The sequence below is a fragment of the Acidovorax sp. Root275 genome (assembly GCF_001428965.1).
GTDB lineage: Bacteria > Pseudomonadota > Gammaproteobacteria > Burkholderiales > Burkholderiaceae_C > Acidovorax > Acidovorax radicis.
This window is the reverse complement of the sequence record NZ_LMJH01000001.1, coordinates 1,398,244-1,422,298: the sequence shown is the minus strand read 5'-3', so window position 1 is coordinate 1,422,298 and position 24,055 is coordinate 1,398,244. Positions and strand designations below refer to the sequence as shown.

The window sequence follows — 24,055 nt, the reverse complement described above, 5'->3', positions numbered from 1 at the left end:
GGGGCCGCACGGAGGCGCGAAGCGACTCAGGGGGGCTTCATCAAAACTTCGCCTGCAGCCCGACGGTGACCGTGCGCGCCGCCCCCGGCGCCACCCACACGCGGCTGTATGAGCTGGTGTAGTGCACCTTGTCAAACAGGTTATCCACGTCCAGCGACAGGTTCAGCGTGGGGCTCAGGCGCCAGTACGCCATCAGCTTGGCCGTGGTGTAGCTGGGCAGCTCAAACGCGGCAGTGCCTGCATTGGCCTCGGCCTGCGTGCGGGCCTGGCCCAGGCGTTTGCCCATGTGGGTTACGCCGCCGCCCACGCCATAGCGCTGGCCGTTGGTCAACTGGTTTTCGTACACCGCCAGCACGCTGCCGTTGATGCGCGGCACGTTCAGCAGGCGGCCACCCACCTCCAGTGTGTTGTCGCGGGTCACCTCCACATCGTTGATGACCAGGCTCGCATTCACGCGCCAGTGGGTGCTCAGGCGGCCCGCCAGGTCCAGCTCCAGGCCCCGGCTGCGCACCTCGCCTGCAGCCACCGAGAAGCCCGTGTTCAGCGGGTCGCTGGTCAGCACATTGCGCTTGGTGATGTCGAACAGCGCCGCCGTGGCGCCCAGGCGCTGGTCGGCGCTCTCCCACTTGGCGCCTAGCTCCAGCGCACGGGATTTTTCCGGGTCAAAGCCGTTGCCCGCCACATTGCTGCCCGTGTTGGGGCGGAACGAACTGCCCGCATTGGCATATACCGTCCACCCCGGCGTCGGCAGCCAGCTCACGCCCAGGCGCGGCGACACGGCCGATGGGCTTTGCGCCGTGGTGCGGTTGGTGATGCGGTTTTGCAGGCTCTGGTCGTAGTTGTCTGCCCGCAGCCCGGCCATCACGCGCCATTGCTCGCCCAGCTTCAGGGTGTCTTGCACATACAGTGCCGTGTTGCGTTGCTTCTCCAGCGTGTCGGTATTGCGCCCCGGCGCGGGTTGGGACTGCCCGTACACGGGGTTGAAGATGTCAATGGCATACGGCGCGGCAGCGCTGGGGTTCACGCGCAGCATCACCGAATCCATGCTGAACCGGTAGCTTTCCACCCCCACCAGCAGCTCATGCTCCAGCCCGCCCGTGCGCAGGGTGCCCTGCAGCTCGGCCTGCACGGCCACATCGTCCGACTGGAAGTCGCGATGCCGCCGCTGGCGTGTCAGCGTGCGGCCATTGGCCTGCAGCGCGGTGGCCTCGGTCGAGAAGCCTTCCATTCCCGTCTCGCGGTACGACAGCCCCACGCGGCTGCGCCAGTCAGGGTTCCACTCGTGCGACAGCACCAGCTGGTGCGTCTGGTTGGTCACCGTCACATCGCCATCGGCAGGCTCGCCCAGAAAGCGGCTGGCGGGCACCGCGCCCAGACGGTTGTTGACCGCCACCACACCCCGGTCCAGCGGCGTGGCGTGGCGCAGAAATTCAGCCGTGTACTCCAGCACCGTGTCGGGCGAGAGCTTCCAGGTGATGGCCGGGGCCACCACCTGCCGCTGCGCGCGCACATGGTCGCGAAAGCTGCCCTTGTCCTCCACCGCCACGTTCAAGCGGTAGGCCAGCCGGTCGCTGATGGGGCCCGTGGTGTCCAGCGCCGCTCGGCCCAGGCCGTAGCTGCCCGCGTAGGCCTCCACCGAATGGGCGGCCTTCCACAGCGGCTTCTTGCTCACGATGTTGAGCGTGCCGCCGGGCTCGCTGCTGCCATACAGTGCTGCCGCAGGGCCCTTGAGGAACTCCACCCGCTCCACCCCCGCCAGGTCGCGCGGCGCGTTAAAGCCACGGTTGGACGAAAAGCCGTTGAGCAGCGTCGCCATGCCCGTGTTCTCGTTGCCCGGCAGGCCCCGGATGGCGATGTTGTCCCACAGCCCGCCAAAGTTGTTCTGGCGCGAGACCCCGCCCACATAGTCCAGCACATCATCCAGCCGCGTGGCGCCCAGGTCGTCCAGCGTCTGGCGCGACATCACGCGCACGGACTGCGGCAGCTCGCGCAGCGGCAGGCTGGTCTTGGCGCCCTCGGCCTCATCGGCGTAGTAGGTGCCCGAGGCGCTGCGGCCCACCACGTCCACGGCAGACAGGGTGGGCGGGGTGATCACATCGCCGTCTGCGGCCCAGGCGGGGTGCAGGGATGCCAGAAACGCGGCAGCCGCCATGGCCGTCAAGGTGGGGCGCGGCAGAGAGGCGGGGCGTGAAGAAGAAACAGACGCGGATGAAGAACGCATGGCAAACCAGTCCAAAAGCGGTGAATGCAAAAGCCAGGAGCAACGCGGCTCACACCCGCCTGGGAGTTGGCAGGCGCACATTGCCGCGTGCCCACACCCACCCCACGGGGGTGAATGCAAGGGCGAAAACGAGAAGGGGATGCGCTGGAGAGCGCGGGCTGGCTGGGGCCCGACGCGTGTCAGGCCTGGCTGGCGGGTGGAGGATCGCGTGCCGCAAACGGCCAGCGCACCTGCTGGGCCGTGAAGGGGTCTGCGCTGTGCGGCGCGATGGCGCCGGGTTCTGCGGGGACTTGCGGTGGGCGAGCCGGTGCATGCGCCAGCCCCGCCTCCAGCGCGTGGGTCAGGCACCAGGCGCAGGGGGTGTGTGTCTCTTCGCTGTGCTCGTCGCTGGCTGCGGAGCTGGTTGCCGCGTAGGCATCCACATCGCCTGCGGTTGCCGAGGTTGTGGCGCTGTGCGCCACCTCCTGAATGTGCCGCGCCTCGTGCAAGGGCGCGCCCGCCAGGGCGTTGAACAACGCCACCAGCAGAAGCACGATGTGGAAAGGCAGGGTGGGGATGGTGCGGCGCAGCATGAGGGGATGCGAATCATACTCAACTGCGGGCAGCTGATTGGTCGGAACGTCTGAAGTGAGTCCACGGCGTGCCGGTCATGTCCCTGGTGGACCCCGGTGCCAGTCTGGTAAGCGCGACCGAGGCGCTGGCCCTGGGGCGGTTGACTGGTTGGACTATATATTTGATAGCTACTAGCGCTTTATGGATAAGCGCTAGAGCCACTTTTTATTCATATTTTTAGTGCCGGGCCCCCACCAGCTGAGCAAAGCGTGAAAGCAGGCTGGCCGCGTGGGGCGTGGCCTGCACCCGCTGCTGCAAGGCGCCGGCATCCACCCCCGTGCGCCGCAGCGATGGTGCAAAACATTGCACATACTCGCGCATCACGCCATCGCTGAACTCGGGGTGAAACTGCACGCCCCAGGCGCTGGGGCCCACGCGAAACGCGTGGTGGGCCTCGTGCGCATTGGCCGCCAGTGCCACCGCACCCGGGGGCAGGCGGCGAACCGATTGTTCGTGCACCACCTGGGCCACAAACTCGGTGGCCAGGTCGTCAAACAAGGCATCCCCCTCGGCTGCTGGCAACTGTCTGATGGCCACGGTGCCAATCTCCAGCCCGCCAGGGTGCCGCGCCACCTCGCCGCCCAGCGCATGTGCCAGCAGCTGGTGGCCGTAGCACAGGCCCAGCACGGGCACCTGGGCTGCCACCACCGTTGCCAACCATTCTGCAGCGCGCTCGCTCCATGGTTCACGGTCCGTCACCATGGCGGGCGAGCCCGTGACCACGACACCTGCAATGCCCTCCATCGCAGGCCATGGCGTGGTGGTGCGGGCATCCAGGGTTTGCACGGGCAGTGCCGGGAGGTTGCCGTTCTGAGCCAGACCCCGAGCAATCCAGTCTTCAAAGTCACCGTGCACAGCACGCAGCGACGGCAGCGCGTCGCCGGTTTTGAGAATCCAGAGCGTGGGAGTGGGCGAGAGAGGCATGTCGCGAGGGTGCATCCGTTTTCAGGTTCAATCGGGCGTATTCATCAGATGCCAATATGCCCATGGACCCGAACGCGCTTTGGTAGAGGTGCGGACTAGCGTTAACTTAAGCGGCGTCGTCAGGCGTACGCTTGAAGGAGGGCTTGGGCGTCTGCGCGCCGACTGCTAAATGCCCAGCTTGTGGAAGAAGACCCGGTTGCGCATGTCTGCATCACGCAGGACCTTGTCCCAGCTGAGTACCTCGATATAGAGGTTGATGTTGCCGATCCAACTGAACCAGCCGCGCTTGTCTGGCATCGGAGTGAAGTTCTTTTCCGTCAAGAGCCACTTTTCTACCTTCGCAGATAAATCGCACACCACATAACCATAGAACGGCGTATTGGCCTCGATGTTGATCTTTCGTCCAAGCGGAGTGCGGTAGCGGCCCTCGCGAATGCTATTCACGTACCTGACGATCTGAGCAATGGGATCTTCTTTTGAAGAAGGGTTGACGAAGTCGTCTCGGTTTGGCTTCTTGAACTCAAAAACGATCACCGGATTGCTTGTCTCGTTATCGACTCGGAACGCAATGCGCCGGTCAAATACCAGGAGATCAGGTCTCTCGCTCACGCCCCCGTTTAGAGGCAGATCGGACGCTACGTAGCTTGTGAAGGTAAGACGTTCGTCAAGTATCCAAAGATTGTGATTTTCGTATGTAGTCAGCAGATCATCGGATTTCGTAGGGAAAATAATGTCGTGAACGGCGGTTTCGGAAGAGTACTTACCTTCTATGTCTAGTTCGAGGCTACGCTTGAAGATATCGAGGACTTGCTTTCGAAGTGCGACGTAGTGCACAAGATCATTTTTGCTTGACTCAGATATTTTGCTTGCTACTGCCGCCACATTTACAGAGAGCTCGCTTGCGGTGGCCGAACTCAGAAGTGCAGTCACCTCACCTCGGACTTTTATCTCTTGTTTGAACTTCTCTTTTTGGAGTAACGCTTCGAGTTCAGCGTCGGAAGGGTTGGTGGGGAATGCTGTCACATCTAGCGTACGGACCAGTGACTTGTGCCAAGGTGCTTGATCCTCAACGTAGGACTGAATGCGCTGCTTCTTCTTCTCTTGGCGCGATATCACTTGATCTGCAACCGCGCTCTTCGTAACTTCAGCGGCCTTGGCTTCGATATCTGTCTGAGATATCCCGTAGTTGAGATCGTTTTCCTTTTGGAATTCGAAGGCGCCTCGCTCCAGCGAGACATTAGCATCAAGGTAGACACTAAAAACGTATGCCTTCAAGATGTAGTTCCGACGTTTTTCTTCGACGTCGTCTCGGTTCTCCACAAACTCATCCGCAAACTCCGGCACGTAACTCTGCAGGGAAGTCTCCGTCACCTCTCGTTTATGGGCGACAAGGCTAACCTTGCTAATTTTATTTCTAGGGTAGAGCAACTTGAATACTCGGACAACGAAGGTTTGCGGCCCCGCATTACTTTGAAGGCTAAAATTATTCTCTGCAAGCGCGAGTTCTTGGATAACAGCCCCTGCACTTTCAAGATATTGATTCAGAATAATCGACTCACTTCCATCAGCCTCGGCTAAAGAAATCGTCGGACACTTGTAGCCGTTGGTTATAAAGTACGGAAGCAGTATCTCCACAAGTCCACGCGCCATCGTGGACAACTTTCGAGGAAGAGAGCCAGACTTCTCTGAAGTAAGAGTAACAGTTGTGCCCGTAGTCGTAGTTTCGCTCTCGACCACCTTTTCATTGACGATGATCTCCTGGCCCTTCCCCATAGAAAAGGTTCTCTTCTTGAAGGCTTCATCAAAATAGCAGCTCTCAACTGTCAAGTCATCAAAGTACTTTAGGCATGTAAATCGACCGAATCCCTTGCCCCCTTGCTTGATTTTGAGGTCGCTGTAAAGCGTGTCAAAGCTGTTTCGATTCTCGTCAGTGAATCCGACGCCGTTGTCCGTCACTGAGACGTCGAGGATCTTAGACTCGCCATCGTCGACCTCGGACTGCGGGGAGCGCCGGACTCTGATTTCGACTGTGCCATTTGCCTCTTCTTTGGCTTCGATCGCCTCAATGGCGTTGACCACGGTCTCTACGATTGGCGTGTAGACGGTGGTGCTCGACCGAATGTTCTCGATTGCTCGCCGGATATTGACGTTGCTCATTGGGTTATCAGAAAAGATAAATCGTAAGGCCTAGTCAGAGGTGCGCCGCTGTGGGTCCCCCAGCCGCCTAACGGTTGAAGTGAGCGGCTTGCGGTACGCAAGTCCACTTAACTGCCGGATTAGGCATCGCGCTATGCCTGTCTACACGAGAAGATTATTTTCGACACTGCCATGTGCCGAACACGAAGGGCAATCAAAGAGGATATATCCCAAAGCGGGAGAAAATTTACCCTCACCGAATTGATGAGAAGTCCAAGTGAAACTGCACCCTTTGCAGGTAACGCGGGCAGTCTGAAGACCACCTTTTATCGACTTCGATGCCATGCGATTGCTATTTGTCTCTCGCGACTCAATGTAGTTGAATATCGCATCGGCAATCAGAAAATTATCAGTTTCGACGGTCATAATTTTTCCATTTTCTGAAATTTGATGTAAGGAGCGGCCGGAGCCTCAGACGGAGAGGCAGTTTGAAGCGCAGCCTTAAACTGCCTCTTTCGATGGAATGGTTAGCTCTTTTTGAGTCTGAACAATATAGTCCGCGATTAGGTCTGTCGCCACGTTGATAGACAAAAACTGTGATGTAGTTAGGAGTATTCCTATCGGTATTGCAAGCACTTCGGATTCTGTGATCGGACACAGCGCCAATATGGGAGAGCCACTAAAGCCATTGAGTTCTCCATCTGCCCAGCTTCCGTTTTCAATTTTAAACCAATTTTTAAAATTTCCTTCTCCAGCGAGATTTGCGTGAAACCCTCGAGGCTGAAGCATTGCTTTATTTGATTCGTAGTCAATCGACTTGGAGGTACCAGGAAATCCAACCGTTCTAATCTTTCCTTTGTCTGCGATGATTGCATTGATGATGTAATTAGCATCATCTTGATGCTGTAGGCGTAGAGCTCTCTTCATTAAAAGTTCATGCTTATCTTTTGGAAGGTCGTCAACTACAAATACGACAACATCTTCCATTTCATCTGGGTCTTCATGATACGACGTTTCTAAACAACACAAGAAGGGCACAGCCTCTTTGTTGTCTCCATCAAAATGAAGTGGAATTTTCAGATTGCCTTTTTTTGTCCCGTCGCTGTCTACGACGCAGTGTCTAGCCGTAATGAAGAATATTGCTTCATAGGGAGGGAAATAAGCAAAAAACCCCGTGCCACTAAAGAATGGGTATTCAGGATGATCGTCGTGCTTGAGAACAATTCCCGCGACGCTTTGGTAAGGTATGTATTTACTCGTATTCAATTTAAAATCCGAAGATAAAATCTAACGACCAAGTTCAGCGAGCGGCGAAGCTGCACGCTACAACGCCGGGTGAGAAAAAGAACCACCGCCAACTACTGGGCACAGGCCTAAACCGACGGGACTATGAAAAGAAGATCTGCCCGTCCGACTACCACAAGCGGTGGAGCCCGATTTGGCACTTAAACCGTGCCCACCACGGGCACTGCCAGCGCAAACCCAATGGTGAGAAGAAGGATAAAGGGCGGGATTAGCCATGCGAAAGATTATTGCGGCAAGCTAACTAGAAATGGACGACACTACAAACGAAGCCGTGTGTCGGATAAAAATTCTGACGTCGTTTTCTCCAGCCAAACTCATTCCCCCCCCGGTTTAGCCAAACCTAAAACCCGGATGAAAATTACAACGGGCGCTGTAACGACATGCTACAGCGCCCGTTCTAATCTGCAAAGGGCCGCAATCCCCGCAAATCAAGCCTTTTTCTGGACCATCTTGATCACGCTGGAGAAATCCTCTGCTCCGTGCCCTGCAATGCTATGCGCGGCATACAGGTTGCGCGCCAATCCGCCCAGGGGAGTCGATGCCTTCACAGCCGCCGCATTCTCTTGCGCCAGGCCCAGATCCTTCAGCATCAGGTCCGTCCCAAACCCCCCCGCGTAACCCTTGCTGGCGGGCGCGGTTTCCATCACGCCGGGGAAGGGGTTGTACTTTTCCAGTGCCCAGTTGCCGCCCGAGCTGCGGCGCATGATTTCGCTGAGCACCTTGGGGTCCAGGCCGTTGGCTACGCCGAGAGCAATGGCTTCGCTGGTGCCTGCCATCAGGATGCCCAGCAGCATGTTGTTGCAGATCTTGGCCGTCTGGCCTGCGCCCACGGCACCGGCATGGAAGATGTTGGCGCCCATCTTTTCGAGCACGGGGCGGGCGCGTTCCAGGTCGGCGGCGTCGCCGCCCACCATGAAGGTAAGGGTGCCTGCGATGGCGCCGCCGGTGCCGCCGGAGACGGGCGCGTCGATAAAGGCCACACCCTTGGCCTTGGCGGCCTCGGCCACTTTGCGGGAGGTGGCGGCTGCGATGGTGGAGCAGTCGATGATCAGCGTGCCCGCAGGCAACTGGGCCAGCAACTCGCCCGCGCCGAGGAACAGGCCTTCCACATGCTGGCTGGCGGGCAGCATGCTGATGACGACTTCGGCGCCTGCGACTGCCGCCTTGGCGTCGGTGGCGATGGGCACGCCGTCTGCGGCCAGCTTGTCGCGGGCGGGTTGCGAGAGGTCGAATGCGCGCACTTCGTGGCCTGCCTTGTGCAGGTTGTGTGCCATGGGGCCGCCCATGTTGCCGAGGCCGATGAATGCGATTTTCATGCTGTGTTGCTCCTGGATGTCGTTGTGATGGTGAAAGGGAAGATGTACGGTTTGATATGAATTTGATAGCTGTTAGCGCTTATCCATCAGGCGCTAGCAGCCAAAATGACTTGAAGTCTAGGGGCTGATGTCGGCTCCACGGCTTGCCAACTCGGCGCGCAGCACCGAGCGGTGGCAGCGGGCTTCGTCCTCGCAGTAGCAGCCCAGCGACATGGCGCTGTGGTGCGACAGCGCAGCCAGCAAATCGAGCGTGCGGCTGGCCTCGGGCTGGGCCAGTTCTTTGCGGAACTGTTTGGTGAAGGCCTCCCACGCCTTGTCGCCTTCTTGGCCGGTGGGCACCTGCTGGCCCTGGGCCATGAGGTCGGCGCTGGGGGAGAGCATGGGGTACCACACGTCGTAGTAGTCGCGGCTGGCGAACTCGGCCTTGGGTACGCCGCGCGGCGGGCGGCGCACGGTGCCAATGCGCGTGCCTTCCCCAGCGGCGCGCGAGGTGCCAAGGCGGACGATGCGAAGGGGCATGGTGGTGGGCTCCGGGGAGGACGATGGAAAGGGCGGGTCGATCAGTCGTCGGCTTCGAAAATGCTGTGCTTCTTGGCAGCGGCTTTTTTCTTCGGCTTGGCGCTGGTGCTGGCGGACGCTTTCTTGGCTGCAGCCGTGGTTTTTGTTGTCTTTTTCTTTCGCGGCGAAGCCTTTGCCAGCGGGTTGTAGGCCAGTGCTTCTTCCAGCCAGAAGCTCCACTGCGCGCGTGTGGTGTAGCCGTTGGGCTCCACCCAGAAGTAGCCCTTCATGCCGCCGCCGGGCGACAGCTCGCGGGTGTTCTGCATCTCCTGCAGTTCGCCGTGGCGGTCGGGTGGCAGGCGCACCAGCAGCTCTTCGCCTTTGACCGCAATGCATATCTTGCCGTCCACAAAAAAAGCGTGGGTGCCGAACAGCGGGCGCTCGTCGACATCGCTGCGGTGCGCGAGCGCCGTGCGCACGGCGTCGATCAGGTGCAGGGTTTCGTCGGAGAGGGGGCGGGCGGGCATGGCTTCTGATTCACATGGGCTGATGAGGTCGCTATCTCAGATGGCTCTCACTCCCTCTCCCCTTGTGGGAGAGGGCCGGGGAGAGGGGGTGAAACGGGCGCGGCGCGGGTGCGGGCCCCCTCTCCCCAACCCTCTCCCGCGAGGGGAGAGGGGGTAACCCCCCAGCGCCGCTGCGGGTGCGTGGGCTGATGTTCCTGTCTGAGATATGTATTTCATGAGGGAAATTGGCCGTTACCGCCCGTCGGATAAGCGCTAGCAGCTATGAAAACAGGAGTAAGCGCTCAGCGAATCACCTCCGTCGCGTCCCCATCCAGCATGCGCCGCGCAATGATGACGCGCATGATTTCGTTGGTGCCTTCCAGGATCTGGTGCACGCGCGCGTCGCGCAGCAGGCGCTCCAGCGGGTATTCGCGGATGTAGCCGTAGCCACCGTGCAGCTGCAGGGCGTCGTTGATGACGGTGAAGCCTGCGTCGGTGGCAAAACGTTTGGCCATGGCGCAGTAGGTCGATGCATCGCGGGCCCCCGCGTCGAGCTTGCTGGCCGCCAGGCGCACCATCTGGCGCGCGGCGACGAGCTCGGTCGCCATGTCGGCCAGCTTGAACTGCAGGGCCTGAAAGCTGGCGATGGGTTTGCCGAACTGTTTGCGGTCTTGCATGTACTGCTGGGCGGCGTTCAGTGCGCCTTGCGCGGCGCCCACCGAGCAGGTGGCGATGTTGATGCGGCCGCCGTCCAGGCCTTTCATCGCGATCTTGAAGCCTTCGCCCTCGCGGCCCAGCAGGTGGTCGGCGGGGATGCGGACGTTGTCAAAACTGATGGTGCGCGTGGGCTGGCTGTTCCAGCCCATCTTGTGTTCCTTCTTGCCGTAGGTGATGCCTGCGGCGTCTGCGGGCACGGCAAAGGCGCTGATGCCGCCCGCGCCCGATGCAGCATCGCCCGTGCGTGCCATCAGCACCAGCACATCGGTGGCGCCCGCGCCGCTGATGAAGGCCTTGCTGCCGTTGATGACGTATTCGTGGCCCACCAGCTCTGCGCGCGTCTTGAGCGAGGCGGCGTCCGAGCCCGCGCCGGGTTCGGTCAGGCAGTACGACGCGAGCTTTTCGCCCGTGGTCAGCAGCGGCCCCCAGTGGTCGCGCACGGCGGGCGTCGCCCAGGTGCCCAGCATCCAGGTGGCCATGTTGTGGATGGTGATGAAGGCGGTGGTGCTGGGGTCGATGGCGGCCATTTCCTCGAACACCAGGGTGGCGTCCAGGCGGGGCAGGGCGAGGCCACCGGCGGCCTCGGGCGCATACAGGCCACAAAAGCCCAGCTCGCCCGCCTTGGCGATGGCTTCTTTGGGGAAGATGCCTTCAGCGTCCCACAACGCCGCGTGGGGCGCGAACTCGGCATGCGCAAAGTCGCGGGCCGTCTGGGCAAAGGCGCGTTGTTCTTCGGTGAGTTCAAAGTCCATGGTGTTCTGTCTCGTCGTCGGTTCTTGTTGTTCTGGGGGCCTTGCTCAGGGCTTGGCGGACGGGTGGTCCAGCGTGAGCCAGCGCATCAGGCCTTTGCGGCGCGCCTGGGTTTCGGCCGTGAGGCACTCGTGGTACAGACGCGGCCACTGGGGCTGCGACTCGGCACTGCGCGTGGCCTGCTTGCAGCGCGTGGTGCGTTCGCGCTGCCAGGCGGTGTGCTCCTGCCGCAGCTGGGGCCGTTCGTGGGCCGACAGGGCGCGCATCACGTCGCCGTAGAGGATGGCGATTTCGGTGTCTGCCGCCTGGAAGGCTTGCACGGCGCATGCGTTGGTTTCTTCCACGGTGCCGCCGGGCTTGCAGGCAGCACCGGCCTGTGCGTGGGCATCGGCACCCATCAGCATCACGCAAGCAGCACCGAAGACCATGGCCCATCCCCGCATCGTTGTCAGATCAATTTGCATGCCCCGCTTTTACCACCGCGCGCAGTCGTTGAAACCGGCGCGGCCCAGGCCAGTGCCACCGTGCAAGGGCCGCCATCAAGCGGTTCAGGCACAGGTGGCGTCCCCCTTCCCGCGCAAAGCGCGAGAGAAGGGGGAAGGCGCGCAGCGCCTCAGGGGGATGTCACTTCAAGCTAATCGTCGTGTTCACACCATGCGACGTGGTGCTGTCATCAAACCAGCGGGCCGTCACCGTCTTGGTCTGCGTGTAGAACATGACGACCTGCTTGCCGTAAGGGCCCAGGTCGCCCAGCTTGGACGCGCGCGAACCCGTGAACGAGAACAACGGCACTGGCACGGGGATTGGCACGTTGATGCCGACCTGGCCCACGTCGATCTCTTCCTGGAACTTGCGTGCAGCCGCACCCGACTGGGTGAAGATGGCGGTGCCGTTGCCATTCGGGTTGCTGTTGATGAACTCGATGGCTTCATCGATGTCGGCGGCGGGCACCAGGGCCAGCACGGGGCCAAAGATTTCCTGGTCGTAGATGGCCATGCCGGGCTTCACGTTCGAGAAGATCGTCGGGCCCACGAAGTTGCCCTTTTCATAGCCGGGCACCGTGGGCTTGCGGCCGTCCAGCTCCAGCGTGGCGCCGTCGGCAATGCCGCGTTCGATCAGGCTTTCCACACGGGCCAAAGCTGCACAGGAGACCAGTGGGCCCACGTCCGTGCCCTTTTCGGTGCCGCCGTTGACCTTGAGCGTCTTGGCCTTGGCCACCAGCTCGGGAATCCACTTTTGCGCCTCGCCCACCAGCACCACCACGGGCAGGGCCATGCAGCGCTGGCCGGCCGCACCAAATGCGGCACCGGCGATGGCGTTGAGCGACTGTTCCTTGTTCGCGTCGGGCAGGATGATGGCGTGGTTCTTGGCGCCCATCATGCATTGCGCGCGCTTGCCGGCCAGGGTGGCGCGGTTGTACACATGGGTGCCCACCTTGGTGGAGCCCACGAACGACACGGCCTTGATGTCCTTGTGGTCGCAGATCGCGTTCACGGCCATTTCGCCGCCGTGGATCACGTTGAGCACACCGGGTGGAATGCCGGCTTCGAGCGCCAGTTCGACCAGGCGCATGGTCACCATGGGGTCCTGCTCGGAGGGCTTGAGCACGAAGGTGTTGCCCGTTGCAATCGCCATGGGGAACATCCACAGCGGGATCATGGCGGGGAAGTTGAAAGGGGTGATGCCCGCGCACACGCCCAGCGGCTGCAGCAGGGTGTAGGTATCGACGCCACCGGCCACGTTGTTGGCCAGCTCGCCCAGCTGCAGGTTGCCGATGCTGGCCGCGTGTTCGACCACTTCCAGGCCACGGAACACATCACCTTCGGCGTCCGGCAGGGTCTTGCCTTGTTCTGCCGTGAGGATCGCGGCCAGCTCGGCCATGTTTTCGCGGATGAGCTGCTGGTACTTGAGGAAGATGCGGGCGCGGGTGCCGATGGGCGTCTTCTTCCAGGTCTTGAACGCTTCCTTGGCCGATGCCACGGCGGCATCGATTTCTTCGGCCGTGGCAAAGGGCACGCGGGCCAGCACCTGCTGCGTGGCGGGGTTGACCACGTCGCGCCATTCGGTGGTCTTGGACTCGACGAACTGGCCGCCGATCAGCAGCTTGACGGTGGGGGCCAGTGCGGCCACGTTGGTGGGTGCGTTCATGGGTTTGTCTCCGGGGGGTTGGAAAGGGCCCGCAATGCAGGCCAACCCATGCATGTTATGCGTGCAAATATGTAATTACAATGCGGCAAACTGCAAGTTCAATGTGCTTTTATGCACATCCGGACGATGGTCGTCTTGACTGCGGCATACCCGGCGGGGCGCCATCGCATCCCTGCGGCGGGTAGTGGGGCCGGGCACCGCAAAACAAAAAGGGCAAACGCAAGCGTTTGCCCTTTTTTGCACCCGTTCTCGCGGGGCGGTTTCGCTCAGTTTCTGGACGGAAATACGCCTTCCAGGGCAATGATGTAGTTCATGCCCAGATGGGGCTGCATGATGGAAAACGGCTGATTGCCCCCGGCACTGCCGGTCGTCGTGCTGCTCATGGGCAGTTGGGTATTGGCGGTACCGCTTGCCGCGTATTGCGCATTGCGCTGGTTGGACCCGGCTGGTATGGCCGTGGCGCCGGGTTCCTGCTGAGTGCCCAGGGTAGTAGATGCCAGCGGGGCAGGGGCTGTGTGCACATGGGCTGGCATTTGCGTGCTGTTAAGCGTCTGGGTGCGCTCGCCCCCAATCTCACCCACGAGCACTGGAGGAAACCCCGGCCCCTGTCCTGTGCCGACGGGAACCCGGCCGCGCAAGTCCGGCAGTGCAAAGGTGTTTACCCCGTCGCCGCCGTAGGTGGTACCGAGAATGGCAAACAGTGCGGAGTTTTGGGAGATGCTGAGAAGCTGGCCATTGCAGAATGCCCAATTCCTCGGGGCGAAAGTGCCCGAGAACATTCTGATTTCACCCATCATTGGATTCATAGGTATTCCTCGTCAAGTCAAAAAATAGCCGGTTGTCCAGCCGCCATGTGCGGCTGAGGACACGGAGAGGGCGGGATAGGCTTGGCGCTCACGCCAAGCCTGGGCATTGAGCACGGTGGAGCGCTCCCACAGCGGGCCGACGCTGTCACTGGCGGTATCGGCCCACCTGCGTACACCGCGAGGGCCGGTTAGCGAGGCTGTGTGCAGCGTTGCCCAAAGGTCGTGTGCGCTGGTCCCCGGGGTGGCCGCCGCCAGGGCGGTGCCCAGGCTGAAGCCCGCCTCGGCACCCAGCAGTGCGCCTGCTGTCCACGCAAGGCCTGCCTGTGCGAAGCCGGCCTTCCAACCAGGCTCTGCGATGTTGGCGGTGGGCCAGCTTGCCACGGTCCATGCACGAACGCCCGAGGCGCCATCGGAAAGCCAGGGAAACCCCGCCAATTCGGTGCGCAGCGAGTCCGTCTGGGCTTGCCACCATTGGGTAAAACGGTTCGCCTGAGAGCCGGAGAACAACGCAATCACCACGTCGGGTTGCTGCGAAACAATCGCCTGTTTCAGGTCACCAAACTCTGGTGAGCGTCCTGGTGCGCCTGCAATGTGGCGGCCCACGATCTGCCCGCCCAATGAGCGCCAGCGGTGCTGGAAGGCCTGGATGAAGTCATACCCCGACTCGTGCCAGCCCATCGACAGGAAAGCGCGTGGGCCACATTGCGCATGCACCTTGTCGGCCAGGGCAGATGCCATGGCGCACAGCTCAAGACTGTGGCGAACCTGCAGGGGGTGGTGCTCCGAAGGGGCTGCGATGTCGGCCCCGCTGTCGCTGATCCAGAGGGGCACACCGGCCTTTTCCGTCAGGGCCAATACCTTTTTTGCCAGCAAAGGGGGCATCCACCCCATCACGGCATCGATCTTGCCGTCCTGCAGTGCGGACCCGATGGCCTTGGCGGGGGCTCCAGGCAAGGGGCCTGCCGACAGCCAGGTCAGCCCGACCTGCGAGGCGCCAGCCTGCGCCAGGCCCAGCTCCACGCCTTGCCGGTAGTCGTGTGCAAGCTGCGGCAGCTTTTCTGACGCGGGCGCGATGCCCAGAATGCGCCACTGGGGGCGAGTCGGGCCGACGGAAGCGAGAACAGGTGCCGAGAGCTGGACGCCGGTGGCCGCCACCGCTCCGCCCGTGGCCAGGAAATGGCGCCGATGCAGGGGCGCGATCATGGTAGTGCCTCCTCAACCAGCGGATGGGAGGTCGCCGAACGGTGGGATTGGCGCAAGTCCTGAATCCTCTGGTAGTGAGGGGCGATCCATTGTGCAGTCAGGGATTGGAGATGGTCGCTTGCCATGCTGTGTTTGGTTTCCGTGTCTGGAACATAGGCTTGGTGGGGGTGCTTGCCGTGCCGCGTGATGCGTTCGCGCATCCGCACACGATCATCTGCGGACATGGGCCAGCGCATGTGCACAAGCACGTTGGTTTCGATGGTGCTGGGCAGCTCGGTATGGTCGAGCAGCAGCGTGCGTGCGGGGTCGAACTCCCGGGCCATGGCCGCATAGATATCGCCCAGCACCCGTGCGCAGTAAAGCTCAGGGTGCATGGCGGCCAGCTCCTGCAGGCTGAGGCCATCCAGGCAGGCGCCCAGTGTGCCCGGCACCAAGAAAAATGCGCGCTCTCGCATTTGCGAAACCAGCACCGACAGCGGTTCCCGGGCGAGGAACACCCAGCGCGCTTCGGGCCAGGCCTCGGCCACCAGCGGGGCTTTGTCCGTGTTCCAGGCGTCGAGCTTGAGGCTCACGGATTCGAGCCGTGGGCTGGCGCTGTCGCAGCGCTGGGCCCAGGCGCTGACCCATGCGCGCAGTGCACGCACGACCTGCGCCTTGTCGATGAGCCCGCTGGGCAAGGCCTGGCGCAGCAGAAAGTCCACCGGAGCGGGCTCCGACAGCTGCAGATGGTGCGGGCTTTCGGCCAGCGCCTGGGTGATGAGCGTGGAGCCACAGCGCGACACGTGGAAGATGACGAGCGAGGGATCCAGGCCCGGCGACTGCTCATGCCAGGCCAGCAGGTCGTGAAGTGGCGTCTGGCGCCGGAACGCCGAATGGAAAGGGCGCTGCATCTGGCTCTGGATGCCGTGCTGGAAGAAGGGCTCTCGCAGCGGCTCGTCGAGCAAGCGGATCCAGTCCACCATCACCTGGCCCTTGGCGATATAAAAACGGATCGGGCGCCAGCCGCCGAAGTTCACAGAATCCATTGTTCCACCCATGCGCGGCGCCCGGCCTTCAGGGCCGACTCCACATCCGATGCATCAAATTGAAAGCCCGCGTCCTGCCCCATGCGCACCGATTCGTGCACGAACTCGGTGGTGTTGGTGATGGCGCTGAGCCTTGCGGAGTGCTCTGCATCTGCTCCCACAAAGTCACGAAACCGGATGAACTGGCTCCACGGGTCGCTGGGGTCGGGCAGGGGCTCGCCGCCATCGCTGGCGCGGAAGGCCTCGAACAGGCGCATGTCCACCGAAGTGTCCGCCACCAGGTGGACCCGGGGCTGGCTGCCCCGGTTGCGCACGCGGTGCGGGAGCGATACGTCCACGTACCAGCACTCGCCGGCCCGCAGCGGGATGCGCTCGCCATCAACATGGAAGAACACCTGCTCGCCCGTCTGCAGCGGCACATGCAGGCGGGCCTCGCCGCGCGCTGCGCACACACCGGCATCGGTGTGCTCCTTGATCTCGCAGCCCGGCAGCAACTGCATGAGCCGCACGGACTTCCATGGCAAAGCCATGGTGTCCAGCATGGCGCACAGCGTGGGGCATTGTTCCAGGGCGGGCGTGTTGGCATAGCCCGATGCCGCCACATCAATAGGGACGATGTCGATGGGGGCCTCAGGCGCAGAACGCAGCGCAAGCGCCTGCCACCCGCCGTCGTGGCGGCCTTCGTTGAAATGCGTGCGCCAAAGGGACGCAGGCAGGGCATTCACCTCGGCCAGGGCGGCTGCGGTGTCAAACCGCCAGGGCAGTCGGGCTGTCCGCATGCCCTGCACCATCAGGCCTTGCGGCTGCAGGTAAGAAAGCGAGGATTCCGGAGACGTCATTGCGCGCAGATGGCGTAAGCGCTGCAGGCGGTGGTCAAAGCGGGAACACGGTAGGAGTTCAGAAGTCGAATGCTCCAACTTTGCACCGAAGCGCCGCAGGTGCCGCCCACCGTGGGGTAGTTGGCGGCGATGAACACGCCGCCCGCGTCGATCCCGCCAGCACCGCTGGCACCCTCGTACCCGCCCCCTACAACCTTCTCCCCGGGCAGGCAGCAAGCGGTCGCGTTGCAGCTGTCCGCCGTGCCCGTGCCGGATGCAGTCCGCACGTTGACATTGAGCGATCCCGCAGGGCCTGGGAGGCCAGTCGCACCCGTGGCGCCTGTGGCACCTGCCGGGCCCACCGTGCCCGTGGCTCCGGTGGCGCCCGTGAGACCTGCTGTTCCTTGCGCACCAGGGCTTCCTGCAGGGCCGGTAGCGCCGGTCGCACCCGCAGAGCCCGTGGCCCCCGTCGGGCCTGCTGCACCTGTTGCGCCCGTCAGACCAGCCGGGCCTGTGGCACCGGTGGCGCCCGTAGCCCCTGTGAGGCCAGCTGGGCCCGTGGCGCCGGTGGCTCCCGCAGTCACGCCCGGTGCACACTGGCCGAGCCGCCCGGTTGGGCCGTCAAAACACAGCACATTGGCATTGGTATTGGCGGTTCCCGACAAGCTGGGAACCCGCACTTCGCCGGAGTCCTGCACGCGCAGGCGCTCGGTATTGGCGGGCCCCTTGATCACGAACCCTCCACCGGGCGGCGGGGTGATGCTCACATCCGCAGCATGGACAGTGAAAGTGGCCAGTACCAGGCAGGCCTGGCCAGCCCAAAGCGACTTATAGGGAAAGGTGGTGCGTTGCATAGAGGTCGGGGACTAAGGATGCGGGTGGGCAAAGGAGGGCAGGGTGTGGCCCACGGTGCGCAAAAAGAGGGGGGGCTGATGGCCAATGGCCACACAGGTGTGCGCCATGGCCAGGCGCTGCAGGCAGCGTGGCGCGTGGTTGGGCACAGGCGTGCCTGCGGGCAGCCCCGAAGGCTGCGCAAATGCGTTCATTTTTTCTCCCTTGCGCTGGACTGTTTCTGGCGGCCATCGCGGCCGCCATGGCTGTAAGGCTCTTGTGGTTGCGCTGCCCAGTTTCTGACTGGTGTCAGTGCGGGCGCAGTGTGCAATAAAAAGCATACTGTGTAAATTTCTAAATGACATGTATCACGCGATACATGTCCGACATAACGATCCAGGGGGCCTGATCGGCCTGGAGCGGTCCGGTTTTGAGGGTGCTGAAGTGGGTGTTTTTCCGTCTTCACTGTGCGGGGCGCCACAATCGAGACATGGATTGGGACCATTTCCGCTACTTTCTGGAGCTGGCGCGCGCCGGCACGCTGGTGGGTGCCGCACGCCGCCTGGGCGTGGAGCACACCACCGTGTCGCGCCGCCTGCAGGCGCTGGAAAAGCAAGTCGGCTCGGCCCTGTTTGCCCGTGCAGCCGGGGGCCACCGGCTGACCGAGGCGGGGCGGCAGCTGATGCCCAAGGTGGAGGCGATGGAGGCGGCCTTTCTTGCGGTCGAGAGTGCTGCACCGGGTGTGCGCCAGGGGCTGCACGGCCTGGTGCGCATTGGTACCACCGAAGGGTTTGGCAACCTGATCCTGGCGCCCCAGCTGGCCCGCTTTGCGCTGGGCCACCCGGGCCTGGTGGTGGACCTGCTGGCGCTGCCCCGGCTGGTGCACCTGTCGCGGCGCGAGGCAGACATCGTGATTTCGCTGGAACGCCCGGCGCGCGGCGCGGTGCTGGTGGTCAAGCTCACCGACTACGTGCTGCAGCTCTACGGCACGCGCGGCTACCTGGCGGGCCATGCGCCCATCCACACGGCCGAGGACCTGCGCGGCCACACCTTCATCAGCTATGTGGATGACCTGCTGTTCAGCAAGGAACTGCAGATCCTGGACGAGTTGCACCGCCCCGCGCATTTTGTGCTGCGCAGCACCAGCATCCTGGCGCAGTACGAGGCGGCGCGCGCTGGTGCCGGGCTGGCGGTGCTGCCCGCCTTCGTGGCGGCGCAAGACCCGTCGCTGGTCCCGGTGTTGCCCGGGGTGGCGCGGTTTCAGCGCACGTTCTGGATGTCGATGCCTGCAGAGAACAAACACGTTGCGCGCATGCAGGCGACCTGGGCGTTCTTGCGCGAAACCGTGGCTGCGCAGCAAGGGCTGCTGCTGCCAGCGGTCAATGCTATTGAATGAGGAGCTAATGGCGCTTGATGGATAAGCGCCAGGGCCAGTTTTGATGGTTATTTTCGCCCAGTGCCGCCTTTCTCTGGTCTTTTCTTTCAGCTGCCGGGTCTCTAGCATGTGTGGCGGATGCAGGATGGATCCGCCGAAGAAGGAGGCTTGCGATGGCCAAGTACCGGATATTGAGCCTGGATGGTGGCGGGCTGCGGGGGCTGATCACGGCACGGCTGCTCGCGCGGCTCAATGTCCAGCCGCAGATTGCGGGCTGGCTGGATACGGTGGATCTGTTTGCGGGCACCTCCACGGGCGGCATCCTCGCGCTCGGCCTGGCCTGCGGCAAGACGCCTGAGGAAATCTGCACCCTCTACCAGCAGCGCGGTGGCGTCATCTTTGACGACAGCCTGTGGGACAACGTGCGCGATCTGGGCAAGACGGTGGGCGCCGATTACTCCAGCAAAGGCCTGAGAACGTGTTTGCGATCTCGCAGGGGTCGCGTTGGAGCGCAATCGGGATGAGTGGATGCTTCGGNNNGCGGCGCTTGCCAATAGCCGAGCTATTGGCTGCGCACCGCGCCTAGCATCCCATCCCGCCAAGACTGCTGCGCGACCCCTGGGAGATCGCAAACACGTTCTTAAGGCCGAACTCAAGGCTGTGTTTGGCGACCTGCAGCTCAAGGACATCCTGCGCAAGGTGGCCATTCCCACGTTCGATCTCGACAACGAGGAGGTGGCCGCCAAGCGCACCTGGAAGCCCAAGATCTTCCACAACTTCAAGGGGGCCGATTCCGACGGCGAGCAGCTGGTGGCCAGCATTGCGCTGTACACCAGTTCGGCGCCCACGTACTTTCCTTCCGCCGACGGGTACATCGATGGTGGCGTGTATGCCAACAACCCCAGCATCGTGGCGCTGGCCCAGGCCATCTCCCGCCGCAACCAGCCCGCGGAGCGGGCGGCGCTCGACGAGGTGGTGATGCTCTCGCTGGGCACGGGTGTGAGCCTGACCTACATCAAGGGCCAGGCGCTCGACTGGGGCTATGCACAGTGGGCGCAGCCGCTGATCAATGTGCTGATGGACGGGGTTGCCGGCATCTCGGACTACCAGGCGCAGCAGCTGCTGGACGACCGCTACCACCGGCTGCAGATCGTGTTCAATCCGAACGAAACCATTGCGCTGGACGCGGTGGACAAGCTCGGCCGCATGGACGAGATCGCCTCCCACCACCCGCTGCAGAACACAGTGGACTGGATTCGCACTGCATGGATCTAGCAGGCGGTGTGACACAGGAGGCTGCCCAAAACCGCCAGCGCCCTCGTCGTGCCCTGTTGCGATTGCTTGCAACGTGGCCGGGGCAGAGGCGCGCCCATGCGGGCTGTAGTGGATAGGATCGTCTCGCCCTGTACCCCAACCCGACTGCCGCCTTCATGACCACGACGCCCGCCGCCCCGCCAGCCTCCCGCCCTGCGCCGCCCCCCATCCGCACCCGCCAGCGTGCAGCAGCCGTGGTGCGGCGCGCGGACGGCCAGGTGCTGCTGCACCGCCTGGAGCGAGACACATTCTGGGCACTGCCGGGCGGCGCCATCGAGCCGGGGGAGAGCGCCTCGGAGGCCATTGCGCGCGAGCTGCACGAAGAGCTCGACACGGCCGTGGCCCTGGGAAACCTGGCCTTTGTGGTGGAAAACTTCTTCTGCCATGCCGGTGACTCGTACCACGAGATCGGGCTGTACCTGCATGCGACCCCGCTGCCTGGTTCGCTGCTGGCGGCCTCTGACGGGCCGTATGAGGGCGTGGAGGGCAACCAGACGCTCATCTTTGCGTGGTTCCCCCTGCATGAGCTGGCCGCGCTGGACCTGCGGCCCGCCTTTTTGCGCAGCGCGTTGGCCGAGCCTCCCAGCTCGGCCGGGGCGCTGCACATCGTGCACCGCGATGCACCCCAGCCAGCGTCCGCCATTGTGGATACTCCGCTGTCTTTTTCTTGAACCGAGGCCCTTGCGATGAAACTGCTCCAGGTTTGCCATGCCCGCAATGCCCGCCACGCGGCACTGATTTTTCTGGTGGCCCTGGCCGCCTGTGGTGGTGGGGGCTCGGCCGATGGGCCCACTGCAGGTGCCGATGCGCCATCTCCGGCCCCGGCCCCGGCGCCCGCACCTGGTGCATCCCCTGCGCCCTCCGTACCCGGTGCGCTGTCGCCCACCTACACCGGCGAAGGCACGTTCTACGGCGCCACGGGCGAGGGCAACTGCACCTTCGACGCGAGCCCCGGCAACCTCATGGTGGCGGCGATGAACGGCCCTGACTACGCGGGCAGCGCCGTCTGCGGCCAGTTCGTGGCGGTGACCGGGCCCAAGGGGTCCATCACCGTGCGCATCACCGACCAGTGCCCCGAGTGCAAGACGGGCGACCTGGACCTGAGCGAGTCCGCATTCGCCCGCATTGCCGACCCCGTCGCGGGCCGCGTGCCCATCCGCTGGCACGTGGTGCCGGGTGATGTCACCGGCCCGGTGAGCTACCGCTACAAAGAGGGCAGCAGCCGCTGGTGGGTGGCCATCCAGGTGCGCAACCACCGCCTGCCCATCACCGGCCTGGAGATCAAGCCCAGCGGCAGCGCGGACTGGATCGCCGTCGCGCGGACCGACTACAACTATTTTGTCCACCCCAGCGCAATTGCCACCGGCCCGCTGCAGGTGCGCATCACCGCCCTGGGCGGCGCGACGCTGATCGACACCCTGCCAGAGCCCTCTGACGGGGTTGTCGTCGCGGGGGCGGGGCAGTTTCCATGATCCATGTGCCGGTTTCGCCCCTGCCATCCTCTGACCACCTGGCGCCGCACCGTGAACTCTCTCGAACTCCAGTCCTATCTGCACCAGCACATCCCTTTGTCCCAGGCCATGGAAGTCACCGTGGTCGAGGCATCGCCGCACCAGGTGGTGCTGAGCGCACCGCTGGCCCCCAACATCAACCACCGCGAGACGGTGTTTGGCGGCAGCGCGTCGGCCGTGGCTATCCTGGCCGCCTGGTCGATGCTGCACCTGCGGCTGTCCGCCGAAGGGCTGGGCAGCCGCTTGGTGATCCAGCGCAACTCCATGGACTATCTGGCGCCCATCGACGGCACCTTCACCGCCGTGGCCCAGGCGCCTGCGGAGGGCGTGTGGCAGCCGTTCAAGCGCATGCTGCAGCGCAAGGGGCTAGGCCGCATCGCGCAGGCGTCCGCTCTGCACTACCAGGGCCAGCCTGCGGGCCAATTGGTGGGGGAGTTTGTGGCCTTTGGGCCTGGCTACCAATAACCGTTGCGGTACAACACACTATCCACCGAACTCGAAGGAGCACAGCGTATGGGATTGCTTGACGGCGTGATGGGTAACGCATCCAAGATTGATGCTGCCAAGATCCAGGAGGAATTCAGCCGCATCCTGCCCCGGGGGAGGTGGTGGAGCATGCCTACCAGCTGATCCGCGACTATTTTGTGTTTACCAACAAGCGGTTGGTGCTGGTGGACAAGCAGGGCATGACGGGCAGCAAGGTCGAATACCACTCCCTACCGTACAAGAGCATCACGCACTTCAGCATCGAGACCGGTGGCACGTTCGATCTGGATGCAGAGCTCAAGATCTGGATCTCTGGCTCAGCAGCGCCGTTTCAAAAGCAGTTCAACAAGAAGCTCAGCATCTATGAGGTGCAGTCGGTGCTGGCCAGCTACGTGCTGAAGTAACGCGGTTTACCCAGTTTCATCCGGGCATTGCAGCAATGGGGGTCGCGTACCCTCAGCTCACTGGGCGAAGCGGTGGCCTGTCCTTTTGACACAGGCACCTGGGCTTTCGCCACACAGGAGTTCACAGCGATGTCCCCCCTTATCTCTGGCCTGGCTTCGGTCGCCTCCTTGATTTTCAACGCCACCGCCGGTGGCCCTGGCAAGTCGTCTGCGTCGCGGCGCAGCGGGGCCGATGTGGAACCCGAGCCGTCTGCCGTGCTCACCCTGAGCCCGCAGGCGGAGGCCATGGCGGGCTTTGCAGGCAAAGGCATCCTGGTGTCGCAGGGCAAGTTGGAGAACACCCTCGGTGCGGTGGCACGCGGCAGCGCGGGTTCGGCCACCAATGCAGCGTCGGCCGCATTGTCGGGCCGCCCAGTGTCCACTCAGGATTTTCAGGAACTGCTAACCCGTTTTGGCGCCGACGATGCGCAAAAGGCGCAACTGACGGCGGGCTTTGATGCGAACAAGGACGGCTCCATCACGCAGGATGAATTCTTGAAGGGCCTGGCCAAGACCAAGGGCGCCCAGGCGGGCAGCGATTTTTCGCAGGCCGTGATGCAACTGATGGACCGTAACGGCAATGCCGATGGCAGTGTGGCGGACAAGGAGTTTGCTGCGTTTTCGACCGCGTTTGCCGCGACGGGCGCCAAGCGGGCTGGGGTGGCGTAAGCGGCGGCTTCGTCTGGGCGCGATGCGCGGTTCCGTTCACAAAAAAGCACAACGGCCCGTCTCGGGCCGTTCTGCTTTTTGCGGTTGCCGCTGCCCACTTTTCAGGGGCTGGCGGCATGTGCGCAGTGCGGTCAGAGGTCTATATCCGACCCATGAGCAGCAAGATCACCAGGATCAGCACCACCAGGCCAATCCCGCCGCTGGGTCCGTAGCCCCATGAGCGGCTGTGGCCCCAGGTGGGCAGTGCGCCGACCAGGATGAGGATCAGGACGATCAGGAGAATCAGCGAAAGTGACATGGCGGTTCCTTGTTGTGGGTTGCGGTGAATGCATTGTTGGGCGCATCCACCGCGCTACCCGCAGGTGCCACGCCCGCACGGCGGTCAGGGTTTTCCGACACGCCGTGTGGGATGGAGGGCTGAGGTCGTGCTGATGGGAAAAG

General features: G+C 62.9%; 26 protein-coding genes. 8 read left to right on the top strand and 18 right to left on the bottom strand.

Annotated elements, in window-relative coordinates; genetic code table 11:
- Positions 1-40: 40 nt before the first annotated feature.
- The 17 genes from ASE52_RS06375 to ASE52_RS06300 form a co-directional block, all read right to left on the bottom strand.
- Complete coding sequence (locus ASE52_RS06375) at positions 41-2,221, bottom strand: TonB-dependent receptor (RefSeq protein WP_057225273.1); 2,181 nt, start codon at positions 2,219-2,221, stop codon at positions 41-43.
- Between the two features lie 179 nt (positions 2,222-2,400).
- The gene (locus ASE52_RS06370; RefSeq protein WP_057224612.1) at positions 2,401-2,793 is read right to left on the bottom strand and encodes a hypothetical protein; all 393 of its coding nucleotides are present in this window, start codon (positions 2,791-2,793) and stop codon (positions 2,401-2,403) included.
- 217 nt (positions 2,794-3,010) lie between these two features.
- Positions 3,011-3,757, bottom strand: coding sequence for a glutamine amidotransferase (locus ASE52_RS06365; RefSeq protein ID WP_057224611.1), 747 nt, complete (start codon positions 3,755-3,757; stop codon positions 3,011-3,013).
- 165 nt (positions 3,758-3,922) lie between these two features.
- The gene (locus ASE52_RS06360) at positions 3,923-5,914 is read right to left on the bottom strand and encodes an ATP-binding protein (protein WP_057224609.1); all 1,992 of its coding nucleotides are present in this window, start codon (positions 5,912-5,914) and stop codon (positions 3,923-3,925) included.
- A gap of 480 nt (positions 5,915-6,394) precedes the next feature.
- The gene (locus ASE52_RS25510; RefSeq protein ID WP_140426146.1) at positions 6,395-7,159 is read right to left on the bottom strand and encodes a hypothetical protein; all 765 of its coding nucleotides are present in this window, start codon (positions 7,157-7,159) and stop codon (positions 6,395-6,397) included.
- Positions 7,160-7,626: 467 nt separating this feature from the next.
- Positions 7,627-8,532, bottom strand: coding sequence for a 3-hydroxyisobutyrate dehydrogenase (mmsB, locus tag ASE52_RS06355; protein WP_277814403.1), 906 nt, complete (start codon positions 8,530-8,532; stop codon positions 7,627-7,629).
- A gap of 99 nt (positions 8,533-8,631) precedes the next feature.
- Entirely contained in the window at positions 8,632-9,033 is a 402-nt protein-coding gene (locus tag ASE52_RS06350; RefSeq protein WP_057224606.1) for a DUF488 family protein, read from the bottom strand.
- Positions 9,034-9,074: 41 nt separating this feature from the next.
- Positions 9,075-9,539: a TfoX/Sxy family protein gene (locus ASE52_RS06345; RefSeq protein WP_057224604.1), complete on the bottom strand. Its 465-nt coding sequence runs from the start codon at positions 9,537-9,539 to the stop codon at positions 9,075-9,077.
- A gap of 281 nt (positions 9,540-9,820) precedes the next feature.
- On the bottom strand, positions 9,821-10,987 hold the full coding sequence (locus ASE52_RS06340) for an acyl-CoA dehydrogenase family protein (RefSeq protein ID WP_057224602.1): 1,167 nt from the start codon (positions 10,985-10,987) through the stop codon (positions 9,821-9,823).
- A 45-nt stretch (positions 10,988-11,032) separates the two neighbouring features.
- A complete protein-coding gene (locus ASE52_RS06335; RefSeq protein WP_198928085.1) occupies positions 11,033-11,413 on the bottom strand; it encodes a lysozyme inhibitor LprI family protein in 381 nt (126 codons plus the stop codon).
- 196 nt (positions 11,414-11,609) lie between these two features.
- Positions 11,610-13,133: a CoA-acylating methylmalonate-semialdehyde dehydrogenase gene (locus ASE52_RS06330; RefSeq protein ID WP_010459043.1), complete on the bottom strand. Its 1,524-nt coding sequence runs from the start codon at positions 13,131-13,133 to the stop codon at positions 11,610-11,612.
- Between the two features lie 266 nt (positions 13,134-13,399).
- Positions 13,400-13,939 carry a tail fiber protein gene (locus ASE52_RS06325; RefSeq protein ID WP_029413129.1) on the bottom strand — a complete coding sequence of 180 codons (540 nt, stop codon included), beginning with the start codon at positions 13,937-13,939 and terminating at the stop codon, positions 13,400-13,402.
- A gap of 12 nt (positions 13,940-13,951) precedes the next feature.
- Positions 13,952-15,142 (bottom strand): hypothetical protein, encoded by a 1,191-nt coding sequence (locus ASE52_RS06320; protein WP_057224598.1) that lies wholly within the window; start codon positions 15,140-15,142, stop codon positions 13,952-13,954.
- Positions 15,139-16,167: a hypothetical protein gene (locus ASE52_RS06315; protein ID WP_082606777.1), complete on the bottom strand. Its 1,029-nt coding sequence runs from the start codon at positions 16,165-16,167 to the stop codon at positions 15,139-15,141. The genes ASE52_RS06320 and ASE52_RS06315 overlap by 4 nt, the downstream gene beginning before the upstream one ends.
- Complete coding sequence (locus tag ASE52_RS06310; RefSeq protein WP_057224594.1) at positions 16,155-17,006, bottom strand: aspartyl/asparaginyl beta-hydroxylase domain-containing protein; 852 nt, start codon at positions 17,004-17,006, stop codon at positions 16,155-16,157. Before ASE52_RS06310 ends, ASE52_RS06315 begins: the two co-directional genes overlap by 13 nt.
- On the bottom strand, positions 17,003-17,839 hold the full coding sequence (locus ASE52_RS06305) for a collagen-like protein (protein ID WP_010459036.1): 837 nt from the start codon (positions 17,837-17,839) through the stop codon (positions 17,003-17,005). Before ASE52_RS06305 ends, ASE52_RS06310 begins: the two co-directional genes overlap by 4 nt.
- A 12-nt stretch (positions 17,840-17,851) precedes the next feature.
- Positions 17,852-18,031: a hypothetical protein gene (locus tag ASE52_RS06300; RefSeq protein ID WP_057224592.1), complete on the bottom strand. Its 180-nt coding sequence runs from the start codon at positions 18,029-18,031 to the stop codon at positions 17,852-17,854.
- Between the two features lie 275 nt (positions 18,032-18,306).
- On the opposite strand from ASE52_RS06300, the gene ASE52_RS06295 reads away from it, so the two are divergent.
- The 8 genes from ASE52_RS06295 to ASE52_RS06260 all read left to right on the top strand — a co-directional run bounded on the left by ASE52_RS06295 (position 18,307) and on the right by ASE52_RS06260 (position 23,614).
- Complete coding sequence (locus tag ASE52_RS06295) at positions 18,307-19,212, top strand: LysR family transcriptional regulator (protein ID WP_057224591.1); 906 nt, start codon at positions 18,307-18,309, stop codon at positions 19,210-19,212.
- A 152-nt stretch (positions 19,213-19,364) separates the two neighbouring features.
- Positions 19,365-19,715, top strand: a complete 351-nt coding sequence (locus ASE52_RS06290) for a patatin-like phospholipase family protein (protein ID WP_029413124.1) — start codon at positions 19,365-19,367, stop codon at positions 19,713-19,715.
- 16 nt (positions 19,716-19,731) lie between these two features.
- Positions 19,732-20,466: patatin-like phospholipase family protein (locus ASE52_RS06285; protein WP_347230957.1), on the top strand; the 735-nt coding region annotated here is incomplete at its 5' end.
- Positions 20,467-20,621: 155 nt separating this feature from the next.
- Positions 20,622-21,176 carry an NUDIX hydrolase gene (locus ASE52_RS06280; protein WP_057224588.1) on the top strand — a complete coding sequence of 185 codons (555 nt, stop codon included), beginning with the start codon at positions 20,622-20,624 and terminating at the stop codon, positions 21,174-21,176.
- 15 nt (positions 21,177-21,191) lie between these two features.
- Positions 21,192-21,977, top strand: coding sequence for an expansin EXLX1 family cellulose-binding protein (locus ASE52_RS26415; protein WP_057224587.1), 786 nt, complete (start codon positions 21,192-21,194; stop codon positions 21,975-21,977).
- A 51-nt stretch (positions 21,978-22,028) separates the two neighbouring features.
- The gene (locus ASE52_RS06270) at positions 22,029-22,481 is read left to right on the top strand and encodes a YiiD C-terminal domain-containing protein (protein WP_241776930.1); all 453 of its coding nucleotides are present in this window, start codon (positions 22,029-22,031) and stop codon (positions 22,479-22,481) included.
- A gap of 143 nt (positions 22,482-22,624) precedes the next feature.
- Positions 22,625-22,906, top strand: coding sequence for a PH domain-containing protein (locus tag ASE52_RS06265; protein ID WP_241776929.1), 282 nt, complete (start codon positions 22,625-22,627; stop codon positions 22,904-22,906).
- A gap of 129 nt (positions 22,907-23,035) precedes the next feature.
- Positions 23,036-23,614 (top strand): hypothetical protein, encoded by a 579-nt coding sequence (locus ASE52_RS06260; RefSeq protein ID WP_057225271.1) that lies wholly within the window; start codon positions 23,036-23,038, stop codon positions 23,612-23,614.
- Positions 23,615-23,753: 139 nt separating this feature from the next.
- On the opposite strand, the gene ASE52_RS24960 is transcribed toward ASE52_RS06260, so the two are convergent.
- Positions 23,754-23,912, bottom strand: coding sequence for a DUF3309 family protein (locus ASE52_RS24960; protein ID WP_007856361.1), 159 nt, complete (start codon positions 23,910-23,912; stop codon positions 23,754-23,756).
- Positions 23,913-24,055 lie beyond the last annotated feature (143 nt).